This is a genomic window from Staphylococcus microti (assembly GCF_000934465.1).
Lineage (GTDB): Bacteria > Bacillota > Bacilli > Staphylococcales > Staphylococcaceae > Staphylococcus > Staphylococcus microti.
In genome coordinates this window covers 33,801-55,316 of the sequence record NZ_JXWY01000005.1, presented here as the reverse complement: position 1 = coordinate 55,316, position 21,516 = coordinate 33,801, and the positions used below count along the sequence as shown (strand labels likewise).

Below are 21,516 nucleotides of genomic sequence, written 5' to 3'. Positions count from 1 at the left end.
GGAGGTCGTATTTATGAAGTCACAAATCGCACAGTTACGTGCATACACACCTGGCTTATCACCAGAAGCATTGAAGAAAAAGTTGGGTATTACCGGCGAATTACATAAACTTGCTTCCAATGAAAATGTCTATGGTCCTTCACCGAAAGCAAAAGAAGCAATCAAAGCCCATGTTGATGATTTATTTTTGTACCCTGAACCGAATGCACCATTATTACAGGAAGCAATTGCCAAACATTATGGTGTTGCCCCTGAACAAGTTGTATTTGGTGCGGGGTTAGACGAAATGATTGTCATTATTTCACGTACTGTTATTCGTTCAGGAGATAAGGTTGTAACGAGTGCAGGCACTTTTGGTCAATACTTTCATAACGCTGTTGTTGAAGATGCAAATATCGTTCAAGTGCCATTACAAGAAGGTGCTTATGACTTAGATGCGATTGCTGAAGCAGTTGATGAAGACACAGCACTCGTTTGGATTTGTAACCCAAATAATCCGACTGGTACGTATCATAACGAAGAAGCGATTGAAGCATTTATTCAAAAAATCCCAAGTAACGTCACGATTTTATTTGATGAAGCATATGTAGAGTATGTGACAGCGGATGATTATCCGGATACATTAGAACTCATGAAAAAATATGACAATATTGCGATGTTACGTACGTTTTCAAAAGCATACGGTCTTGCAGGATTACGTATTGGTTATATCATCGCACCAACACCATTAGCGGAACAACTCAATGTGATTCGTCCACCGTTTAATACAACACGTTTATCTGAACAAGCTGCATTAGCCGCTTTTCAAGATCAAGATTATTTGAAACAAACTGTATCAGTGAACAAACAGGAACGTGACAAGTTTGCAGATGTAGAGACATCGCTTAAACTGTATCCAACGCAAACAAACTTTGTCTTCGTTGAAACAGATCGCGTTGCGGAGTTAGATGAAGCATTGTTGAAAGCCGGCATTATTGCACGTGCTTTTCCAAATGGCGTCCGCATTACGTTCGGTTTCCCAGAACAAAATGAAGTGATTCGCCAAGTACTCGCTCAATTTTAAAGTCTGTGTGAAAAGACGTTACATCAACGATTTGCTATAATAAAGTCAAGGACAGTCACAAGGAGCGATAACATGAGAGAATCAATCGGAATTGATATGGATGAAGTTTTAGCTGATACGATGGGGGCGATTTTAGAAGAGTTTAACCGTCGTACGCAGCTTGGTATCACAATTGAAGAGATTACTGGTAAAAAGGTATACGATATTATGCCTGAACACAAACCAGTCATCCGTGATATCTTAGCATCAGATGGCTTCTTTGGCCGTTTGCCAGTCATTAAAGACGCACAAGAAGTTGTTGAAAAGCTGACAGAACACTATGATGTTTATATTGTTACAGCAGCAATGGATGTGCCATCTTCGTTTCATGACAAATACGAATGGTTACGTAAATATTTTCCGTTTTTAGATCCACAGCACTTTGTATTTTGTGGGCGTAAAAACATTGCAGCGACTGATTATTTAATAGATGATAATCCTAAACAATTACGCATTTTTAAAGGGAAGTCTTTAATGTTCAGTGCACCGCATAATCACGGAAATACAGAATTTGAACGTCTGAATGATTGGCGTGAAGTTGAAGCGTATTTTCTAAAATAATGTATAAAAAAACAGGCACTTTCTCTAGTCCATCTAGGAAAGTGTCTGTTTTTGTTGATCGATGTTATTTAACACCTTGCATTAAGTTTTTAAGGAATGGTGTTGCAATCGTTAATAACACACCGATAAGAATGGCAATACCACCTGAATATAGGAAGTATTGGTTTGCACTAATCGCTGTATAGATTGTTACCATTTGCGCGTTGATACCTTGTGCCATTGCGTTAGACAAGAACCATACACTCATCATTTGAGCGGTAAATGCTTCTGGTGCCAATTTTGTTGTTGTTGACAAACCGATTGGTGATAAGCAAAGTTCTCCTAATGTAACGAGTAAGAAACTTGCCACTAACCAGAATGGGTTAATTAACTCTGCGCCACCTGACAATGGTACAACCATAATTAAATATGAAATACCGGCAAGTAATACACCGATAGCAAATTTCATAACAGTAGGTGGATTAAAGCGACCGAGTTTGACCCATAATATTGAGAAAACAGGTGCTAAGATAACGATGAACAGTGGGTTCAATGATTGGAACCAAGCCGGTGGAATATGGAAATCGATTAAACCACCTGTTGCTTTTGCCAAGTCTAACTGTGTTTTTGTATCAGCAAATTGTGCCAATACTGTTGAACCTTGTTCTTGAATCATCCAGAATGCGACAGATGCAATGAATAGCGGGATGTACGCATAAACACGTTTACGTTCGTGATCCGCTGTTTTCTTACTTGTAAGCATTTTGATGAAATAAAATAATGGTAAACCAATACCTAAGAGTGTTACAAAGTTTGCAAAGTTTGCGATCGTAAGTTGTCCAATGAAATAAAGCCCGATAACAACAAGGACAACAATTGCGATAACAATAGATGTGATCTTAATAAATTTAGAGCGTTCTTCTGCTGATAATGGGTCAGGTACTTCTAATCCTGCTAAACCTAAGTATTTCTTGTTTGTTGCAAAATATGTAACTAAACCAAAGAACATACCAACAGCTGCGATTGCGAATCCGGCGTGGAAGCCAACATTTACTTGTGTCCAACCGATAATAAGTGGTGAAATTAAGCTACCAAGGTTGATAGACATGTAGAAAATTGTAAATGCTGAATCCATACGTGGGTCATTTTTATCGTACAGTAAACCAACTGTTGATGAAATGTTCGGTTTAAGTAATCCTGTACCGATAATTAAAAAGAATAACGCGACTAATAAAAGAATAAAGTTGTTCGGCAGTGATAATAATATATGCCCAATCATAATTAAAATACCACCGTAGAATAGTGCGTGTCGTGTACCGATCAGACGGTCGGCAATCCAACCACCAATCACACCACTCATGTAGATTAACGCACCATACATAGAGACGATTTGAAGTGCGACGCCTTGATCAATGCCAAAGCCACCTTTTGCTACAGAGTAATAAATGTAATAAGCTAAAATGGCCTTCATACCATAGTAACTAAATCTCTCCCAAAACTCTGTAAAGAACAGGGTGCTTAGACCTTTTGGATGCCCGAAGAATCCAGTACGAGGTGTACTGTTGAGGATTTCTTCTCTTGTGTAATGTTTGCTCATAATACTGCCCCTTCCTTTGGCGAGAATTACTCCCATTTTATACCTAATAATCATTTTAAACAAGAAAATTCTGAAAAATATTATAGTCATTTGTGACGATTTATATACAAATGACTTATTTTTTGAATAAGCATTACGACTTATCAAAATATCCCACTCGTAAGTGATGACATACCACACGAGCAGGATATTTGTTTATGATGATACGGTGTTATTTTTATTAACTCACATTTCAATAATGGTGGTATTGAAGGAATCGACAATAAAGTCAAGTTAATTAAACGCATATCGTATGGCTATCGAAATGTTAATAATTTTATTGTTGATTTTTAAGGTGTATCAACCTCCTGTATAGGACAGCTTAACGTGTTATGCTACTTAAACGTTAAGTAATAGCTGAAACGACCTATTCTGTTACGGCATGTATTTAGAGTTATGAAAGAAACGATGGTACTAAAAAAGCGCACAACCCATCAAGATTGTACGCTTAGACATAACCAGCTATTTCTCCTACATATATGAAATGATCATAAAACTAGATACTTTTAATTATCTCCCCATCACAGTAGATAGACAGCCTTTTTAGCGGTTATCAATGTTTTCAGGATAGAGATCATGGTTCATCATACGATATTCCGCCATTTTTTCATACTTACTATTCGGGCGTCCATAGTTCGTGTATGGATCAATAGAGATGCCGCCACGTGGCGTGAATTTACCCCAAACTTCAATATAATGTGGATCCATCAATTCGATAAGATCGTTCATAATAATATTCATGCAATCTTCATGGAAATCCCCGTGGTTACGGAAACTAAACAAGTAAAGCTTTAATGATTTTGATTCGACCATCTTCACATTAGGAATATATGAAATATAAATCGTTGCAAAGTCCGGTTGTCCCGTAATAGGACATAACGATGTGAACTCTGGACAGTTAAATTTCACAAAGTAATCACGTCCTTGATGCTTATTATCAAAGCTCTCTAAAACATCTGGGCGATAATCAAAGTTATAAGTGTTATTTTGGTTACCAAGTAATGTAATATCTTGTAAGTCTTCTTTTGAACGTCCTTCAGACATGACAAGACCTCCTTTTTTAAGTTATGTGTTTGATTGTTGTTTGCGGTGTTTCGGTGAGGCTGAACGACGTGCCACCTCGAACATATAATAGCTCGCAGTAAGTATAATGACGTAGCCGATAATGGCATAGAAGTCAGGTGATTCACCAAAGAGCACAAAGCCGATAAGTGCAGTGAATAGAATTGACGCATACGTAAAAATAGAAATATCCTTCGCAGGTGCATAACTATATGCGACGGTTACACCGATTTGTCCGACTGCTGCGGATAACCCTGCAAAAATTAAATACGTTATTTGCAACGTTGTCATAGGCTCATATGTGAACGCAACGAACGGTAAAAGTGCAACAACGGAGAAGAATGAAAAGTAAAATACAATCGTGTAAGGTGCTTCTCGTGTACTTAACGCACGTACCGCGGTATAAGCGCCAGCGGCAAAGATGCCTGACAGTAGCCCCATGACGGCAGGTGTTACATCAGATGAAAACTCGGGTTGAACGACGAAAAACATACCGATAATCGCAACGACCATGGCAATCAATTGATAGCGTTCAATATACTCTTTTAAAATGATTAGGCTGAGTAATATCGTCCAAAATGGGTTGAGCTTCATTAAAATGTCAGCGTCACTTAATACCATATGATCAATGGCATAGATGTTGAGTAGCACACCTGTTAAGCCGAGCATTGACCGTGTCACCAACAAAGGTTGACTGCTTAACTTGCCAAAAAAGGGTTGTTTATATTTTAAGATGAAAAACAAGGGGATAAACATCGCCACGAAGTTTCGTGCTAAAGATTTTTGGAAGACAGGTAAATCGCCAGCAAGACGAAAAAAAACTGCCATAAAGCTAAAACCAATAGCAGAAATTAAAATAGCGATAATGCCTTTCATTTTAGAATTCATGCAATCGCCTCTACATTAACTAAATTTTCAACGTATCTATCGTAGCACAAAAGCAATGGATGTGCTACATTTCAAATTTTTGATTTTATCGTTGTGATGATGGTACAGTAGGAACATTGATTTTGAAGTAGAAAGGTGTATAATAAATGCGAACGCACGTTCTGTTTATTCTGTTTGAAAAAGTCAAGCAAAAAAGCACGAAAATTGTTCAAATAAATTTCTCAAATCTTGTACATATTGATATCATTGCTTTTAGCTCTGTTGAGATGTAATACTTCAATATTTTCCTCTTTTATTTGGACAATATCTTAGGTATAATGAAGCACAGAATGTAGTGTTTAACAGATAGAAAACATACTATATATTGTGTTTTGTATGGGTTGAATATGATATGTACGATATGGTACGCATGTATACATATGAGATTTTTTTATGTGCACATGATGTGTTACATAAACGTTCGGTATGCGTTCGACATTGATACAAAACATGTCAGCGCTTATTGGCTTGAAGTAATTGCGTAAAATAGAAATGTATGTTCGTGTTTTTGAGTCGTATATTTAAGGGATCGGCTGATTATGACATGGACATACATTTATATCATTATAGGCAATACGAGCCATGTACGATTGAAAATCTCTAGAGTGATTCCAATAGCGTACGAAAGGTCCAAGTCATAACGCACTGTTAGGAGATGGCGTGGGAAAGGCGGTCATTTATGATGAAAATTGTTTATTATTCTTTGACAGGCAATGTTAGACGATTTCTTAAGCGAACAGAACTGACAGATATATATGAGATTACAGAAGCAAATGCCTCTGAGACAATGACAGAACCATTTATTTTAGTGACTGGAACGATTGGTTTTGGAGAAGTCCCTGCACCCGTTGAACACTTTTTGGCAGTCAATCATGCTAATTTGAAAGGTGTGGCAGCAAGTGGTAATCGCAATTGGGGTAATAACTTTGCGAAAGCAGGCGTGACGATTTCTCAAACATACGACGTTCCGTTACTCATGAAGTTTGAATTGCACGGCACTTTGAAAGATACTTTGGAGTTTAAAGAGAAGGTGGTTAATTTTGATGAAAGCTATGGAAGAGAAGCACTACAATCATATTGAGTTAAATAATGAAGTAACGAAGCGTAACGAGAGTGGCTTTTTTAATTTAGAGAAGGACCAAGAAGCATTGAATGTCTATTTGGAGGAGATTCAAGACAAAACAGTCCATTTCGATAATGAACTTGCCCGCCTTCACTTTTTAGTAGCCAATCAGTTTTACTATAATGTATTCAATGATTATACAGAGGCACAGTTAACAGAGATTATTGACTTTGCGAACACATTGCCATTTCATTTTGCGAGCTATATGTCAGCAAGTAAGTTTTACAAAGACTATGCCCTTAAGACAAATGATAAATCACAATATCTTGAGAACTACCATCAACACGTTGTCATCGTATCACTCTATTTAGCGAAAGGGGACGTTGCGTTGGCAAAACGCTTTATTCAAGCGATGATTGATCAACGTTACCAACCAGCGACGCCGACATTTTTAAATGCAGGTCGTGCGAGACGTGGCGAATTAGTGTCATGTTTCCTACTAGAAGTTGATGACAGCTTGAATTCTATCAACTTTATTGATTCTACGGCGAAACAATTAAGTAAAATTGGTGGCGGTGTTGCGATCAACCTTTCTAAACTACGTGCACGTGGCGAAGCGATTAAAGGGATTAAAGGTGTTGCAAAAGGTGTGCTACCTGTTGCAAAAGCACTTGAAGGTGGTTTTAGTTACGCAGACCAACTCGGTCAACGTCCGGGTGCGGGTGCGGTATATTTAAATATTTTCCATTACGATGTGGAAGAATTTTTAGATACGAAAAAAGTAAATGCAGATGAAGATTTGCGTCTATCAACGATTTCAACAGGTTTGATTGTACCGTCTAAGTTTTTCGATTTAGCGAAGGAAGGTAAAGACTTCTACATGTTCGCGCCACATACTGTAGAACAAGAGTATGGTGTGACGTTGGACGATATTAACATTGAAGAATATTACGATCGTCTTGTTGAGAACCCGAACATTATGAAAAAACGTAAAGATGCGCGTGAAATGCTCAATATGATTGCACAAACGCAATTACAATCGGGTTATCCGTATTTGATGTTCAAAGATAATGCGAACCGTGTACATGCGAATAGCAATATCGGTCAAATTAAAATGAGTAACTTATGTACGGAGATTTTCCAACTTCAAGAAACGTCTGTTATTAACGACTACGGTATTGAAGATGAAATCAAACGTGACATTTCATGTAACTTAGGTTCATTGAACATTGTGAATGTAATGGAATCTGACAAGTTCAGAGATTCTGTGCATACAGGTATGGACGCTTTAACAGTTGTTAGTGATGAAGCGAATATTCAAAACGCACCAGGTGTTCGTAAAGCCAATAGCGAGTTACATTCAGTTGGTCTGGGTGTGATGAACTTACACGGCTACTTAGCGAAAAATCAAATTAACTATGAGTCTGAAGAAGCGAAAGACTTTGCGAATGTGTTCTTTATGATGATGAACTACTATTCAATCGAGCGTTCAATGCAAATTGCGAAAGAACGTGGCGAAGCATTTAAAGGCTTTGAGTTATCAGATTATGCGAGCGGTCGTTACTTTGAACGTTATACAACAGAAGATTTCTTACCAGAATACGACAAAGTAAAAGCATTGTTTGCGCCACATCATATTCCGACACAAGAAGATTGGCGTGCATTGGAGGCAGACGTTAAGCAGTATGGTCTTTATCATGCGTATCGTTTAGCGATTGCACCAACACAAAGTATTTCATACGTGCAAAATGCAACAAGCTCTGTCATGCCGATTGTCGATCAAATCGAGCGCCGTACGTACGGTAACGCTGAGACGTTCTACCCAATGCCGTTCCTATCACCACAAACAATGTGGTATTACAAGTCAGCGTTCAATACAGATCAAATGAAGTTAATTGATTTGATTGCGACAATCCAGACACATATTGACCAAGGTATTTCGACGATTTTATATGTCAACTCGGATATTTCAACACGTGAATTGGCTCGCTTATATGTTTATGCGCACCATAAAGGCCTTAAGTCATTGTATTACACACGTAACAAGTTATTAAGTGTTGAAGAATGTACAAGTTGTGCGATTTAAGGCTGCAACATAAAGCAACACGATACGAAGCGATTGAGACATAGCATAAACGACGTTGCGGTTGGGACAAGAGCGAGAGATGATGTCTCAACCAATAACACGTTGATAACAATAGGGTGCTCAACAGCCCTCATATTAAAAAGAAATAGCTGAAACGCGATAGTTGATAGAAGTCAAAAGCAACCAAAAACTTTTACATTTTTATCAATATTGCTGAAGTAGAAAGTGAGCGTGGGCATAAGCTCAGCTTTACTTTTTATAACAAGCGTGTTGGAAAAACGATAGATAGGAGATTTTTTATGTCAATGATTGCTGTAAATTGGAATACACAAGAAGACATGACGAATATGTTTTGGCGTCAAAACATTTCACAGATGTGGGTGGAAACGGAATTTAAAGTTTCAAAAGATATTGCGAGCTGGAAGACATTAACAGAAGCAGAACAAGATGCATTTAAAAAGGCATTGGCGGGTTTAACAGGTCTAGATACACACCAAGCAGATGACGGTATGCCATTAATTATGATGCACACGAAAGATTTGCGTAAAAAAGCGGTTTATTCTTTTATGGGGATGATGGAACAAATTCATGCGAAAAGTTATTCGCATATTTTCACGACGTTATTACCATCAAAAGAGACGAATGAACTGCTAGACAAATGGGTGTTAGAAGAGCCACATTTGAAGTTCAAATCTGAAAAAATTGTTGGTAACTATCATAAATTATGGAAGCCAGAAGCGTCTATTTACGATCAATATATGGCACGTGTTTCAAGTGTGTTCTTAGAGACGTTTTTATTCTACTCTGGTTTCTACTACCCGTTATATTTAGCGGGACAAGGACGCATGACAACATCGGGTGAAATTATCCGTAAGATTTTACTTGATGAGTCGATTCACGGTGTGTTTACAGGACTCGACGCACAAAGCTTGCGCAATGAATTGTCAGAGAGTGAAAAGCAACGTGCGGATCGTGAAATGTACAAGTTGTTAGAAGAGCTATACGCCAATGAAGAATCGTATACACGTAGTTTGTATGAACCGATTGGCTTAGCAGAAGATGTGTTAAACTATGTCCGTTATAACGGAAATAAAGCATTATCTAACTTAGGTTTTGAACCGTACTTTGAAGAGCGTGGATTCAATCCAATTATTGAAAATGCATTGGATACAACAACGAAAAACCATGACTTCTTCTCAGTGAAAGGTGACGGCTATACGCTTGCATTAAACGTTGAAGCTTTACGTGATGAAGACTTTTTATTTTAAATCATACCAATAAAGAAGCGGTACGCGCATATGGAAATATGTACGTACCGCTTCTTTCGTTATTGGTCGACTTCAAAGTAGTAAGGATAGTGGAGGCGACATCTACTATTAAATTGTGATTGACATTGTGGACAATGTGTTGCCTGCATATACGTTTGAATCGTCATTTCATATCGACAAACGCCACATAATACCGCTTTTGTATTTGTAAAAGTATGCGCTGGCCATTGTTCAGCTGAATGTGTTTCCGCTTCATTATGACAATGAATACACGGGTAGTATTTATCGCAACATTTAAACTTAATTGCGATAATATCTAAGTCTGTATGATAGTGTGTGCAACGTGTTTCATTATCAACGGTGGTACCATATACGTGCACCATCGTTAGGCATCCTTTGCTGAAGTATTGTCATCTAAAGGTTCGCCAATAATGCGTACTTCTCGTTCTAACATCACATCAAACTTTTCTTTCACGACGTGTTGAACGTGTTTGATGAGATTCTCGTAGTCTGTTGCTGTCCCATTGTCGATATTGACCATGAAACCTGCATGTTTTTTAGAAACTTCAACACCACCGACACGATGTCCTTGTAATTCAGCATCTTGAATCAATTTACCTGCAAAGTGCCCAGGTGGGCGACGGAAAACACTGCCACATGACGGATATTCAAGGGGTTGTTTAGACTCACGGCGTTCTGTTAAATCATCCATCACTTCTTGGATCGCTTCTTGTTTACCAGGTGTCAGTGTAAATGCTGCCTCAAGCACGACGTAATGTGCACTTTGAATGATGCTATTACGATAATCTAATTCTAACTCGTTATGCGTGAGTTGTAACATATTGCCTTGTTCATCAATCACGCGTGCATAATCAATAACGTCTTTAATTTCGCCACCGTATGCACCTGCATTCATATAAACAGCACCACCGACAGATCCAGGGATACCGCATGCAAATTCAAGGCCTGTTAACGACAAGTCACGTGCTTTACGTGAAACATCGATAATTGCGGCACCACTCCCTGCAATAATTGTCGCATCAGAAGCTTCGATATGATTGAGTTTTAATAAGCTCAATACAATGCCACGAATACCACCATCACGAATAATAATGTTAGAGCCATTCCCTAAATATGTGACAGGGATGTGATGCGCATAAGCGTATTTCACAACGTGTTGAACATCTTCGTAGCGTTTAGGTGAAATGTAAAAATCTGCAATACCACCCGTTTCCGTATACGTATATTTTTTGAGTGGTTCATTCACTTTAATAATGTCTTTTGGAACGATTTGTTCAAGGTCTTGCAAGATGTTCATATTCATCCTTTGTAACATCCTTTCTATTATCATTATCTTTATTTTACCTGTTTAACGGGTTGAAAGTCATGTATCAACCTATAAAAGTAAAAGGCATTTATAATAATTTGCCGAGTTGTGTAAAAAGTTGTTGCTTGCCTGTTTCGTAGTTTCGAATTGTACGACTGTTTGTCAGCAATGCTTGTTTTTCTTTAGCGAAGAAATCAATCGCCTGTGAAGACTCGTTTAATAGCTGGTCTATCGCAATATAGTGTTCAAACAATGCGGTGTTTCGCTGTAAAATATGTAGGCGCACGTGTTGTTTTAATTCCGATAAGTTGTTGAAACGTGCCATCATCACTTTTTTATTGTATGTATGATGCAAACGATAAAATCCTGCATAATTCAAGCGTTTTTCATCAAGTGAGGTAATATCATGCAAGTTATCAACACCGACTAAAATATCAAGAATTGGTTCAGTTGGATAATGGAAGTGCTGTGTTCCACCGATATGTTGCGTTGATTTAACAGGCGAGTCTAAAAGATCGAATAACAACGATTGGTAATGCGCATATTGTTGTGCGTAATCTTCTTTCGCCGCATCAGTGACGAAAGGTTGAACATGTGGGTACATGCGGTGTCCTCCTTAAAGATTCAGTTCCGACAGCTCTATAATTCTGCATTACTATAACATATATTATTTTCAAGTTAAATATGTTTCGGTATAATACGAGGTGTTAAGGGGGCTATCATGAAAAAAATAAAGAGGCTTTTAACATTTTGTATGATCGTGATATTTGTACTTTCAGCATGTGGTGGACAGACACAACGTGATAAAGCAGCTTTTGATGCACAGTTGTCGCGTGTTGCTGATAAAGAGAAAGCATTTAACCAAACATTAGATAACATGGCATTATACAAATTGAAAGATTTAGGACAAGGGGATACGACAGACGAAAGTAAAAAAGTATTTAAACAGCTTAATACAGAAATTAAAAAGCAGTTAAAACCTAAATTTCAAGCGTACAATAAAGCGGTGAAGCAACTGCCAGCGTCTAACGCACAATTGAAATCAGTCAAAGACGCATACTTAAAAGGCATGCAGGGTAAAGAACAAGAGATACAACGCCTTGAAGACTTTGTGGCACAATATATCGCATCAATTGAGTCGAACGAAAAGATTTTAAATAACACACAAGCTTTTGAGTCACATCGTGTACAAGTTGAAACCTATATGACGCAGGCGCAATCAACTGCAGAAGGTGTAGAAGAAGGTGCTATTCTACAAGATATGTTAGAATCTTGTAATGCGCAGATTAAGGCAAGTGCAGAAGAAGCAGCAACGCATAACGATGACGGAAAAGAAGCAGATGTCTACAATACAAAAACGATTCCGCTTATTCAACAACAGACGCAAGCACTAAATCAGAAGCAGCTACATAATCACTCTGTCAGTCAAGCAAGACAAAGTGCAATTGAGATGTACTATGATCTTGAACGCTATTACAAGGAACGTGTTAAAACGATTGAATATAGTGAAGCGTTGGCAAAAATAGATGCAAATACGTTGGTAACTTCTTCTGAACAGTTGGCACACTACAATGAACCGTACCAGAAGCAATATGATGCACTATAAATGATTGGATAAGGTATGGTTAGGGTATAAATAGAAATATGTTGATGTACAAACTGATTGTTGATAGCAATATATTTTAAAATGATGTACACGTTTGACCGTGTATGAGGCAAAATTTACAGGTTAACAATGATACTGATAATGTGTATAATGGTAAACATTACGAATTTTATGTGAGATGGAAGGTTTGCCAGAGAGACGAATTGAAATTTTACTTAGAGGTGAAGAACGTCATGGCTATTAAGCTAACTTCAATAGAACAATTCGAACAAGTGATTACAACGAATCATGATATTTTTATTTTTAAACACAGCAATACATGTCCAATTTCAGAAAATGCTTTAGATCAGTTCAATAAATTTTTATATGAACGCGATATGGATGGTTATTATTTAATCGTACAACAAGAGCGAGAATTATCGAACTATATCGAAGAAAAAACAGGCATTAAACATGAAACGCCACAAGCTTTTTATTTTGTGGAAGGCGAAGTAAAGTGGCACGACAGTCACAATAATATCAATGTATCTTCACTTGCGAAAGCAGAAGGTTAATAAACAAAACAGATGAGAACGCGATAGGTCTCCAACACGAAGATGGAGAGCCTGTGCGTTCTTTTTTTGTCGTGTTTTATGGTAAAATGAAAAGATGAGTAAATGAATGAGGTGACAAGATGAAAGTACTAGTAGCCATGGATGCATATCATGGGATTATTTCAAGCTATGATGCCAATCGTTTTGTTGAAGAAGCGGTTGCGAGTCAAATTGAAAATGCAGATATTGTACAAGTACCGTTGTTCAATGGGCGTCACGAGCTGTTAGAAGCCGTCTTTTTATGGCGTTCTGGTACACAATATCACATTGATATACATGATGCACAAATGCGTCCTATTTCAGCGACATACGGTCAAACAGAAGAAGGCTTAACCGTAATTGAAGCGAGTCAGTTTATGAAAGCAGATGTGTCATCTATACAACAAACAAGTTATGGCTTAGGTGAAGTGATTAACCATGCTTTAGACCAAGATGCGACACACTTTGCGATTTCAGTAGGCGGCACACAAGTATTTGATGGCGGCGCTGGCATGTTACAAGCATTAGGTGTGCGTTTTTATAATGATGAAGGCGAACAATTAGATATGCGACAAGGTGCAGGACAAATTAAATATATTCGTCGCATTGATGTCTCAGAACTTCGAGATGATATTTATCAAGCCCGTATCCAAATTTTGAGTGACTTTGATAGTCATTTTTACGGTAAGCAAAGTGAAGTCATGCAGCGTTATAATGAAATTGGCATGACACGTGACGAAGCTGTTGAAATTGACAACTTGCTGTGGTATTTCAGCGAATTGTTTAAAAACAACTTGCATATTGCATTAGGACCTGTAGAACGTGGCGGTGCAGGTGGTGGTATTGCCGCTGTAACACAAGCATTATTAGGTGGCGAAGTCGTGACAAGCCATGTCCTTGTCGACCAGATTATGGGTTTAGATGCATTAGTACAACATGCAGATTTGATTGTATTTGGAGAAGGTATTAACGAACAAGATCAACAAATAGAAACATCGTCATTGCGCATTGCAGAATTAGCACAGAAATATGATAAAACAAGCATTGCCATTTGTGGTACGACCGATAAATTTGCCCGCTTTGAAGCGCTAGGTGTGACAGGCATGTTCAATACGTTTATGGATATGCCTACAACGTATCCGGACTTTAAACTAGGCATTCAATTGCGTAGTTATACGATTCAAGCGATTAAGTTACTTCAATCACAGATAGGGAAATAAGTAAGTGTGAAAAAGGAACGGGACAGGGAGTGGGACAGAAAGATTTTTACAAAAATGAGCTTTCTGTCTCGCTCTCTGTTTTTTCTTATTTATGTTAGAATGGTGATATGTGAACTGATAAAAAAAGGAGCTGTTTACTTAATGGAGTTTGGTCGTTTGAATCAACAAGAGTATCAAACATTTGTCAAAGAGCGTTTCTCTCATTATACACAGAGCGCTGAACATTTTTCGTTCCGTGACTTAAATCAGAAAGATGCGCATTTAGTCGGTGTGAAAAATGAAGATGGAACAATTTTAGCAGCATGTTTATTGACAGAAGCTAGAAGCTTGAAGTTTTTTAAATATTTTTATACGCATAGAGGACCTGTAATGGACTATCAAGATTTGGAGCTTGTGAAGTTTTTCTACAGCAACTTAACCGCGTATTTGAAAAAACACCAATGTCTGTTTGTGTTAACAGATCCTTATTTACTAGAGAATATTCGTGATGCGAAAGGGAACGTCGTGCAAGCGTTCGACAATCAATTATTTATTAAACAAATGGAACAGCTCGGTTATCAACATCAAGGTTATACAATTGGCTATTCTCAAACAAGTCAAATTCGCTGGTTGTCCGTTTTAGATTTGGCAGATAAATCAGAAGACCAACTCTTGAAAGAGATGGATTATCAAACGAGACGTAATATTAAGAAAACATATGAAATGGATGTGCAAGTTCGTACGTTGTCGATAGACGAAACGGATAGATTTTTCAAGTTGTTTAGAATGGCGGAAGAGAAACATGGCTTTAAATTCCGTGATCAAGACTATTTTGAAAAGATGCAACGTACATATCCAGAAAATAGTATGTTGAAATTAGCTTATATTGACTTGGAGAATTTGTTAGACAAGCAAAAAGCGCAGTATGAGACGTTATCGAAAGAATTTGAAGCAACAGAGCAGAAACTTCAAGAAAATCCAAATTCTAAAAAAAGTAAAACAAAACATCAGCAAGTTAAACAACAATTGGAGAAACAAGAGAAGAAAATAGCTGAGACGGAGCAACTGATCAAAACAGACGGTAAAGTATTAGATTTAGCTGCAGCACTTTATATTTATAACGACCATGAAGTATACTATTTATCGAGTGGTTCGAACCCTAAATATAATGCGTATATGGGTGCTTACCGTTTACAGTGGGAAATGATTAAGTTTGCGAAAGCACACAATATTGATCGCTATAATTTCTATGGTATTACTGGAGACTTTAGCGATGACGCAGAAGATAAAGGTGTACAACGCTTTAAAGAAGGCTTTAATGCACATGTTGAAGAATATATTGGCGACTTTATTAAGCCAGTCAAACCATTCTTTTATAAGATTTATCAATTACTCAATCGTTAAAATATAAACAAACAGCCGTATTTTCAAAGGTGTCAAACCTGAAAATACGGCTGTTTTATATACTAACGTTTACGTGCAATCATATTGAGTAACGGACGGTAGTTGTTATCAACAAGTCCTGTAAATTCAACAATCAATTCAATCGTCAAGATAATTAAAATAATCATCAAAAAGACGCCCCAAGGTTGGGATAAATAAAGAATGACACTTACAACACTAAACATAATCGCAATGGCATAGATTAAAATAACTGTTTGGCGATGAGTATAACCAAGGTCGAGCAAGCGATGATGCAGATGTGATTTATCCGCTTGCATAATGCGTTGCCCTTTTTTAACACGGCGAATCATCGCAAACAATGTATCGATAAACGGTACAGCGAGAATCACAACAGGGAAAAACAATGAAATTAATGTAATGTTTTTGAATCCTAGAAGTGACACAAAAGCAATAATAAAGCCGAGTAATAATGCCCCGTTATCGCCTAAAAATATTTTGGCTGGGTGGAAGTTAAACACTAGAAAGCCAAGTAACGCCCCGATTTGCACGCTGCATATCATAATAATAAAAATATTCCCTTGTAAAATAGCGATAAATGCAATCGTCACATAAGCGATTGTAGACACACCAGCAGCTAAACCATCTAACCCATCAATTAAGTTGATAGCATTAATAATCGCAACAAACCAAATGATTGTGATTGGAATGCTGAACCAACCGAAGTGTAATGTAGGGCCCATAGGTAATGTGATGAAGTCAATCGTTACACCGTACATGACGACAATAGACGCCGCCCCGATTTGACCGAGTAGCTTCAATATAGGCTTGATGTCATACAAGTCATCAATGAGACCGACTAAATAAATAACAATCGCTCCGAGCAATAATGGTTTTGTTTCCCGCTCAATCGGATGACCTAACCAAATGCCGATAAAAAAGGCAATTAAGATGACCGCGCCACCCATCATGGATATCGGTTTCGTATGTACTTTTCGAAAGTTTGGTTTATCAACAATATCTAATTTTTTAGATACAGCAATCACAATGGGTGCTGTGATTAAGCTGACAATCATTGAGACGGCAATGAGTGTTAATGTATACATCAGGTCACCCTCATAACTAATTTAGAGTACTTTTAAAATCAAGTGTCTATTCATTTATATACTGTAGGAAGTATAAAGTTATATTTCAATTTCTAACATTATTTATTTTATCACATTTTAACCTATTAAGGCTCTTAAAATAATAGCATTTCTTTATGTCTTTTTCATAACATAGCAGATGACAAAAAAAGACTTTTCCCATACAATAGATGTTGATGCAAAGGAGACGAATGTTATGATTGAAGCAATTATTTACAATATCTCAGTCACAATCGCAGGTATTTATTTGTTCCATCGTTTGCAATATGCAGAATCACATGATTTTCGATTTTCTAAAAGTTATATTACCGTTTTAATGACGATTGTCGGTTTATTATTAACTTTCTATCCAGTACCTATCGCGGGCTATGCGATTCAATTATCGTTTGTACCGCTATTATTTTTAGGGCGCTATACAAATGGTTTTTATACTTTTATCTCAGCGATTATTATTGCGCTAGTGGGTTATTTTGTACTCGCAATGTCACTCGTATTTGCGATAGCATTAATTATTATTGGTGCGATTGCCAGCACAATCGGGCCTTTTATTAAATATAATCATATTATCGCCATGCAAATTTTAAATATCATTAGTATTATCATCTTATTAATTATTGCGTGGTTTGTGCCGAATTATGATGTACTTGCTGTCTTATATTTATTGCCTTTATCTATCGTTGCAACATTTGTAACAGCTGTATTTTATGTAGATGTCCATCATTTCTTCCGTTTAATTGAACGTTATGAAAATGAAGATACGATTGATTATTTAACTGGTTTAGGTAATGTGAAAGAATTTGACCGCCATCTTAACGAAGTATCGAATCAAGCACAACAGCAAGCGCAAAGTCTTGGCTTGTTGCTCATTGACATCGACGGGTTTAAAGACGTCAACGATGCCTATACACATAGCGCAGGTGATGCAGTGCTTAAACAAATGGCGCATTTATTAGAAAATTATGTACCGAAGCAGACGCAGATCTTCCGTAACGGTGGGGAAGAGTTCTCTGTCGTATTACGTGATTACACGCTAGATGAATGTGTCAAACTGGCAGAAAGTATTCGTGTGGCAGTTTCAAAATCAAGTTTTCATTTACCAGATAAAATAGTTATTAAACTATCCGTGTCCATTGGTGTTGGTTATTTAACAGACGATGATTATAAATCACAACGTAAAGTATTTAAAGACGCCGATGACATGTTGCATGTCGCTAAAAATGAAGGGCGTAATAAAGTGATGTTTAATCCGATTATTAAATTACAATAATGAAATAAAGACCTCAAAATTCAATGCGAGTTTTGAGGTCTTTTTTGAATATTACGTATGATGTAAATGAACAATGGCATCTTTAATATGTGGATTTAACGAGTCGTATTCATGAATTTGAGAGGCGTCAATCCAAGCGTAGCGATCGAATTCACCTTCATCTATTTGAATGTTTGAAATATCGTCTATTTTGACGTGGTATGTGTAGACGCAACGTTGGTGTGCTTTATTAATAAACTGATAACCTAAGCAGTTAAAGTCAGATATATCGAGATTTGTTTCTTCTTTTGCTTCACGTATAATGGCAGCGTCCATACTTTCGTTGTATTGTACTTTACCCGCAGGCACATTCCATAAGCCAGGTGCAACTTCAACATCTGGACGTCTTCTGCATACTAAAAATTTCCCATTATGTTCGATAATTAATTCTACCGCAAAACGAAAATGTGACATATCTAAATTTTGTGCCATACGATTGTATAAAGTAGTGAGTATATCAACTTCTTCTTGATGATCTAGAAGACTTGTATATGATTGTTGATGGAAGAAGAAGCCATCGAGTGCCTCAATACAAACAGCTTGGTTCTGTCCAATATCATAGGTCGTTGATAATGTATCCTGTTCGAGGTCATCTTGTTTAAGTCGCTCGAAAGATTTGCCGTCTAAAATGGCAGTGTTTCTGAAAATCAAAACTTCAAAATTTGCTGTTGAATGACTAATTACTTTGATAGTTATTAAAGGGCCAACACTGATTTCAACAACTTCGTGTGTATTTGAATGTTGTCCTTTTTCATCGGAAGGTGCGGTTGGTAGCTGTGCATCACCGGACTGTGAAAATTGTAAGTTTGCGGTCATGATTTTATGGTTGTCACCATCTAAATAATCTATGATGGCAGTTAAATCAAATTCGCCAAAGTTTTGAACGATATTAAGGTTTTGATAGGTATCATCATTATCAAAGAAACCTAATTGTTCATTAAAGGCTTTCCCATAATATTTATAGAAATCACTCGGACGATAATCTGACACATGATAGTTTTTCTGTGTTTCTATAAAGCCATACTTTTTATTAATATTTGTAAAAGAGGTTAGTAATTCGATAAAGTGATAACCATTATGCATCAATCTGCCGTAACCATACTTATAAGGATGTGTTTCTTTAAGTGCCGTATCACTCGGTAAATACCAGTGATCATCTGACGAGGAAATAGTCAGTTTATTAATAGGTACTTGATATGTTTTAACAACTTCTTCAACGAGCATGCGTACATATTGATAGACCTTATGTGTACGTTTTATCGTCTGTAATTCAAATAAGGCAGTATCACTTGCTTGCCATTTTGCGTCATACGATTGGAAATTTTCAGCGATGAGTGATGCACCAACGGGTGTGTTTGTGTACATCGGTGTTGTCAGTGGTTTGTTGCATAAAATATTAATATTCATACTCAAACAGAAATCAATATACAAGTTGTGACTTCGTGGTTCTGTTGAAATGATCGCATGTGTCACTTGTTCTTTTTGAACGATAGCAGCTAGTTTTTCGTGCATATTTTTTGGTAGTGTTTGATGATATTGAACATGGTCATCTAAAAATACCGTTTCAAATGGGACGCGACTGTCAGATAACTCAGATTCTATTCGTTGCTTGGCTGACATAAGGTCCACGATGATGAGCTTGTCAAATTTTGTTTCATTGTTTAAATAGTGCCAGTACACGCTTTGTGTATGGGTACTGAACCCAAAAATTAGACATTTCATAGCCTATCCCCCCCTTTGTGTTTTGGATTATACAAATAATACAAAATATTGTCAAAATACTTTATTGATGTAAATGTTTAAAAACTAATTTAACAAACTTTTGTAGCGCTACAGACCTATTTTTCAAAAATAAGTTTTCTGTTCCACACTCAATACGGTATGATGTACTTCTTTAAAAAGTTTCAGAGATTCATCATTTTGTATTGCAACACCCGTTATTACAATGTAGACTGACAATTGATTTGACGTATCAAAATAGAAGGAGGATGTCCGATGGCTGAAGCATTGACGATTATAGATGAAAATAAAGTCATAGATGTAGTCTTACTTGCGGGCAAAGTTTTGTTAGAAAGTGGTGCTGAGACGTACCGTGTAGAAGATACGATGGGACGCATTGCAGCAAGTTTTGGCTTAGAAGATACATATTCTTTTGTGACATCAACAGCGATTATTTTTTCGCTGAATGATCGCACGAATACACGTCTCGTTCGAGTGCGAGAGCGTACAACAGATTTGGAAAAAATAGCAATTGCCAACAATGTGTCGCGTAAAATATCACGTGATGAATTAACATTAGACGAAGCGAAAGCGGAATTGATTCATTTGGAACAAGCATCGTTACAATATTCATTCGTGATTAAGTTTCTATCTGCCGCAATTGCGTCAGGATTTTTCATGTTTATGTTTGGCGGTGTTCGACAAGATTTTCCATTCGCTGTACTTGCAGGGGCAGGTGCCTTTTTAACATTCGATATTGTACAGCGTTTTATACAGATTAAGTTCTTTTCAGAGTTTATTAGTTCCATGGTCGTAATTATGATTGCAGCATTTTTCACTAAAATTGGCTGGGCAACGAACCAAGATATCATTACGATTGCAGGTGTCATGCCACTTGTACCGGGGATTTTAATTACCAATGCAATCCGTGATTTAATGGCAGGCGAGCTACTTGCCGGCATGTCACGTGGTGTAGAAGCTGCATTAACCGCATTCGCGATTGGTGCAGGTGTAGCGATTGTTTTACTTATTTTTTAGAGAGGGGGATTATGATGACGTTGGTGTTCTACTATATCGCACAGTTTTTAATCAGTTTTATTTCGACGATGCTGTTCTCTATCTTATTTAATGCACCGAAACGTTTACTCGTTGCGTCGGGGTTCGTTGGTTCAATGGGATGGATTATTTATAAATTTACGCTTGATTTAAATTACGGTACTGTTATGGCTGCCTTTTTCGGAAGTTTTATTTTAGGTATGATGAGTCACACGATGAGCCGTCATTACAAACGTCCGGTCATTATTTTTATCGTGCCGGGCATTATCCCACTCGTACCGGGGGGCGCAGCTTATGAAGCGACACGTTTATTAGTAACGAATTCTTATACGGCTGCAGTGAATCAATTTTTAGAAGTCACATTGATTTCAGGTGCCATCGCTTTCGGTATTTTATGTGCGGAGATCTTTTACTATATCTATACACGCATTAAACAAGGGTATGGTAAACTTAAAGGCAAAACATATCGCAAAGGTTATCATATGAATAACCGTATATAAG

At 37.3% G+C, this 21,516-nt stretch carries 20 protein-coding genes and 1 pseudogene; 13 read left to right on the top strand and 8 right to left on the bottom strand.

The features are described 5' to 3' along the window. The first annotated feature begins 13 nt into the window (after positions 1 to 13). Entirely contained in the window at positions 14 to 1,063 is a 1,050-nt protein-coding gene (gene hisC, locus TP70_RS01045; RefSeq protein WP_044358698.1) for a histidinol-phosphate transaminase, read from the top strand. A gap of 72 nt (positions 1,064 to 1,135) precedes the next feature. Then, positions 1,136 to 1,663, top strand: coding sequence for a 5' nucleotidase, NT5C type (locus tag TP70_RS01040; RefSeq protein ID WP_044358697.1), 528 nt, complete (start codon positions 1,136 to 1,138; stop codon positions 1,661 to 1,663). Positions 1,664 to 1,727: 64 nt separating this feature from the next. Here TP70_RS01040 and TP70_RS01035 read toward each other — a convergent pair whose 3' ends face one another. After that, complete coding sequence (locus tag TP70_RS01035; RefSeq protein ID WP_044358696.1) at positions 1,728 to 3,239, bottom strand: peptide MFS transporter; 1,512 nt, start codon at positions 3,237 to 3,239, stop codon at positions 1,728 to 1,730. 231 nt (positions 3,240 to 3,470) lie between these two features. Between TP70_RS01035 and TP70_RS11895 the strand changes: the two are divergent. Next, positions 3,471 to 3,557 (top strand): annotated as a pseudogene (locus TP70_RS11895) (transposase); the annotation flags it as partial. 264 nt (positions 3,558 to 3,821) lie between these two features. Here TP70_RS11895 and queF read toward each other — a convergent pair. Continuing rightward, complete coding sequence (gene queF, locus TP70_RS01030) at positions 3,822 to 4,322, bottom strand: preQ(1) synthase (RefSeq protein ID WP_044358695.1); 501 nt, start codon at positions 4,320 to 4,322, stop codon at positions 3,822 to 3,824. A 21-nt stretch (positions 4,323 to 4,343) separates the two neighbouring features. Next, positions 4,344 to 5,228 carry a DMT family transporter gene (locus TP70_RS01025; RefSeq protein ID WP_044358694.1) on the bottom strand — a complete coding sequence of 295 codons (885 nt, stop codon included), beginning with the start codon at positions 5,226 to 5,228 and terminating at the stop codon, positions 4,344 to 4,346. Positions 5,229 to 5,949: 721 nt separating this feature from the next. Here TP70_RS01025 and nrdI point away from each other — a divergent pair. From nrdI to nrdF, 3 genes are all read left to right on the top strand, one after another. Continuing rightward, complete coding sequence (gene nrdI / locus TP70_RS01020) at positions 5,950 to 6,348, top strand: class Ib ribonucleoside-diphosphate reductase assembly flavoprotein NrdI (RefSeq protein WP_044358754.1); 399 nt, start codon at positions 5,950 to 5,952, stop codon at positions 6,346 to 6,348. Next, a complete protein-coding gene (gene nrdE / locus TP70_RS01015) occupies positions 6,311 to 8,416 on the top strand; it encodes a class 1b ribonucleoside-diphosphate reductase subunit alpha (RefSeq protein WP_044358693.1) in 2,106 nt (701 codons plus the stop codon). Before nrdI ends, nrdE begins: the two co-directional genes overlap by 38 nt. A 305-nt stretch (positions 8,417 to 8,721) precedes the next feature. Next, on the top strand, positions 8,722 to 9,684 hold the full coding sequence (gene nrdF / locus TP70_RS01010) for a class 1b ribonucleoside-diphosphate reductase subunit beta (protein WP_044358752.1): 963 nt from the start codon (positions 8,722 to 8,724) through the stop codon (positions 9,682 to 9,684). A 59-nt stretch (positions 9,685 to 9,743) separates the two neighbouring features. Here the strand turns inward: nrdF and TP70_RS01005 are convergent, their stop codons facing one another. From TP70_RS01005 to TP70_RS00995, 3 genes are all read right to left on the bottom strand, one after another. Next, positions 9,744 to 10,067 (bottom strand): CHY zinc finger protein, encoded by a 324-nt coding sequence (locus tag TP70_RS01005; protein ID WP_044358692.1) that lies wholly within the window; start codon positions 10,065 to 10,067, stop codon positions 9,744 to 9,746. Between the two features lie 2 nt (positions 10,068 to 10,069). Next, a complete protein-coding gene (gene murB / locus TP70_RS01000; RefSeq protein WP_411914103.1) occupies positions 10,070 to 11,008 on the bottom strand; it encodes a UDP-N-acetylmuramate dehydrogenase in 939 nt (312 codons plus the stop codon). A gap of 91 nt (positions 11,009 to 11,099) precedes the next feature. Then, positions 11,100 to 11,615 (bottom strand): GrpB family protein, encoded by a 516-nt coding sequence (locus tag TP70_RS00995; protein ID WP_044358690.1) that lies wholly within the window; start codon positions 11,613 to 11,615, stop codon positions 11,100 to 11,102. 117 nt (positions 11,616 to 11,732) lie between these two features. On the opposite strand from TP70_RS00995, the gene TP70_RS00990 reads away from it, so the two are divergent. The 4 genes from TP70_RS00990 (at position 11,733) to TP70_RS00975 (ending at position 15,792) form a co-directional block, all read left to right on the top strand. Further along, positions 11,733 to 12,617: an EMYY motif lipoprotein gene (locus tag TP70_RS00990; RefSeq protein ID WP_044358689.1), complete on the top strand. Its 885-nt coding sequence runs from the start codon at positions 11,733 to 11,735 to the stop codon at positions 12,615 to 12,617. Between the two features lie 233 nt (positions 12,618 to 12,850). Then, entirely contained in the window at positions 12,851 to 13,171 is a 321-nt protein-coding gene (gene ytxJ / locus TP70_RS00985) for a bacillithiol system redox-active protein YtxJ (RefSeq protein ID WP_044358687.1), read from the top strand. A gap of 119 nt (positions 13,172 to 13,290) precedes the next feature. Further along, positions 13,291 to 14,409, top strand: a complete 1,119-nt coding sequence (locus TP70_RS00980) for a glycerate kinase (protein WP_044358685.1) — start codon at positions 13,291 to 13,293, stop codon at positions 14,407 to 14,409. Positions 14,410 to 14,550: 141 nt separating this feature from the next. Continuing rightward, on the top strand, positions 14,551 to 15,792 hold the full coding sequence (locus TP70_RS00975) for an aminoacyltransferase (RefSeq protein WP_044358683.1): 1,242 nt from the start codon (positions 14,551 to 14,553) through the stop codon (positions 15,790 to 15,792). Positions 15,793 to 15,854: 62 nt separating this feature from the next. Here TP70_RS00975 and TP70_RS00970 read toward each other — a convergent pair whose 3' ends face one another. Further along, complete coding sequence (locus tag TP70_RS00970) at positions 15,855 to 16,895, bottom strand: glycosyltransferase family 4 protein (RefSeq protein ID WP_044358681.1); 1,041 nt, start codon at positions 16,893 to 16,895, stop codon at positions 15,855 to 15,857. 235 nt (positions 16,896 to 17,130) lie between these two features. Between TP70_RS00970 and gdpS the strand changes: the two genes are divergently transcribed. Further along, positions 17,131 to 18,201 carry a GGDEF domain-containing protein GdpS gene (gene gdpS, locus TP70_RS00965; protein ID WP_044358680.1) on the top strand — a complete coding sequence of 357 codons (1,071 nt, stop codon included), beginning with the start codon at positions 17,131 to 17,133 and terminating at the stop codon, positions 18,199 to 18,201. A 51-nt stretch (positions 18,202 to 18,252) separates the two neighbouring features. Here gdpS and TP70_RS00960 read toward each other — a convergent pair whose 3' ends face one another. Beyond that, on the bottom strand, positions 18,253 to 19,860 hold the full coding sequence (locus TP70_RS00960) for an NUDIX hydrolase (protein WP_248783004.1): 1,608 nt from the start codon (positions 19,858 to 19,860) through the stop codon (positions 18,253 to 18,255). 375 nt (positions 19,861 to 20,235) lie between these two features. Between TP70_RS00960 and TP70_RS00955 the strand changes: the two genes are divergently transcribed. Together TP70_RS00955 and TP70_RS00950 are read left to right on the top strand one after the other, a co-directional pair. After that, positions 20,236 to 20,997, top strand: a complete 762-nt coding sequence (locus TP70_RS00955) for a threonine/serine exporter family protein (protein WP_044358678.1) — start codon at positions 20,236 to 20,238, stop codon at positions 20,995 to 20,997. Positions 20,998 to 21,011: 14 nt separating this feature from the next. After that, positions 21,012 to 21,515: a threonine/serine exporter family protein gene (locus TP70_RS00950; protein ID WP_411914102.1), complete on the top strand. Its 504-nt coding sequence runs from the start codon at positions 21,012 to 21,014 to the stop codon at positions 21,513 to 21,515. Position 21,516: the final 1 nt, after the last annotated feature.

Coding starts and splice junctions, on each gene's coding strand:
- TP70_RS00950 (WP_411914102.1), top strand. CDS start 21,012: ATGACGTTGGTGTTCTACTATATCGCACAGTTTTTAATCAGTTTTATT.
- ytxJ (WP_044358687.1), top strand. CDS start 12,851: ATGGCTATTAAGCTAACTTCAATAGAACAATTCGAACAAGTGATTACA.
- nrdF (WP_044358752.1), top strand. CDS start 8,722: ATGATTGCTGTAAATTGGAATACACAAGAAGACATGACGAATATGTTT.
- nrdI (WP_044358754.1), top strand. CDS start 5,950: ATGAAAATTGTTTATTATTCTTTGACAGGCAATGTTAGACGATTTCTT.
- queF (WP_044358695.1), bottom strand. CDS start 4,322: ATGTCTGAAGGACGTTCAAAAGAAGACTTACAAGATATTACATTACTT.
- TP70_RS01035 (WP_044358696.1), bottom strand. CDS start 3,239: ATGAGCAAACATTACACAAGAGAAGAAATCCTCAACAGTACACCTCGT.
- TP70_RS00975 (WP_044358683.1), top strand. CDS start 14,551: ATGGAGTTTGGTCGTTTGAATCAACAAGAGTATCAAACATTTGTCAAA.
- TP70_RS00995 (WP_044358690.1), bottom strand. CDS start 11,615: ATGTACCCACATGTTCAACCTTTCGTCACTGATGCGGCGAAAGAAGAT.
- TP70_RS00970 (WP_044358681.1), bottom strand. CDS start 16,895: ATGTATACATTAACACTCATTGCCGTCTCAATGATTGTCAGCTTAATC.
- TP70_RS00955 (WP_044358678.1), top strand. CDS start 20,236: ATGGCTGAAGCATTGACGATTATAGATGAAAATAAAGTCATAGATGTA.
- TP70_RS01025 (WP_044358694.1), bottom strand. CDS start 5,228: ATGAATTCTAAAATGAAAGGCATTATCGCTATTTTAATTTCTGCTATT.
- TP70_RS00980 (WP_044358685.1), top strand. CDS start 13,291: ATGAAAGTACTAGTAGCCATGGATGCATATCATGGGATTATTTCAAGC.
- TP70_RS00990 (WP_044358689.1), top strand. CDS start 11,733: ATGAAAAAAATAAAGAGGCTTTTAACATTTTGTATGATCGTGATATTT.
- nrdE (WP_044358693.1), top strand. CDS start 6,311: ATGAAAGCTATGGAAGAGAAGCACTACAATCATATTGAGTTAAATAAT.
- gdpS (WP_044358680.1), top strand. CDS start 17,131: ATGATTGAAGCAATTATTTACAATATCTCAGTCACAATCGCAGGTATT.
- TP70_RS00960 (WP_248783004.1), bottom strand. CDS start 19,860: ATGTCAGCCAAGCAACGAATAGAATCTGAGTTATCTGACAGTCGCGTC.
- murB (WP_411914103.1), bottom strand. CDS start 11,008: ATGAATATGAACATCTTGCAAGACCTTGAACAAATCGTTCCAAAAGAC.
- TP70_RS01040 (WP_044358697.1), top strand. CDS start 1,136: ATGAGAGAATCAATCGGAATTGATATGGATGAAGTTTTAGCTGATACG.
- TP70_RS01005 (WP_044358692.1), bottom strand. CDS start 10,067: ATGGTGCACGTATATGGTACCACCGTTGATAATGAAACACGTTGCACA.
- hisC (WP_044358698.1), top strand. CDS start 14: ATGAAGTCACAAATCGCACAGTTACGTGCATACACACCTGGCTTATCA.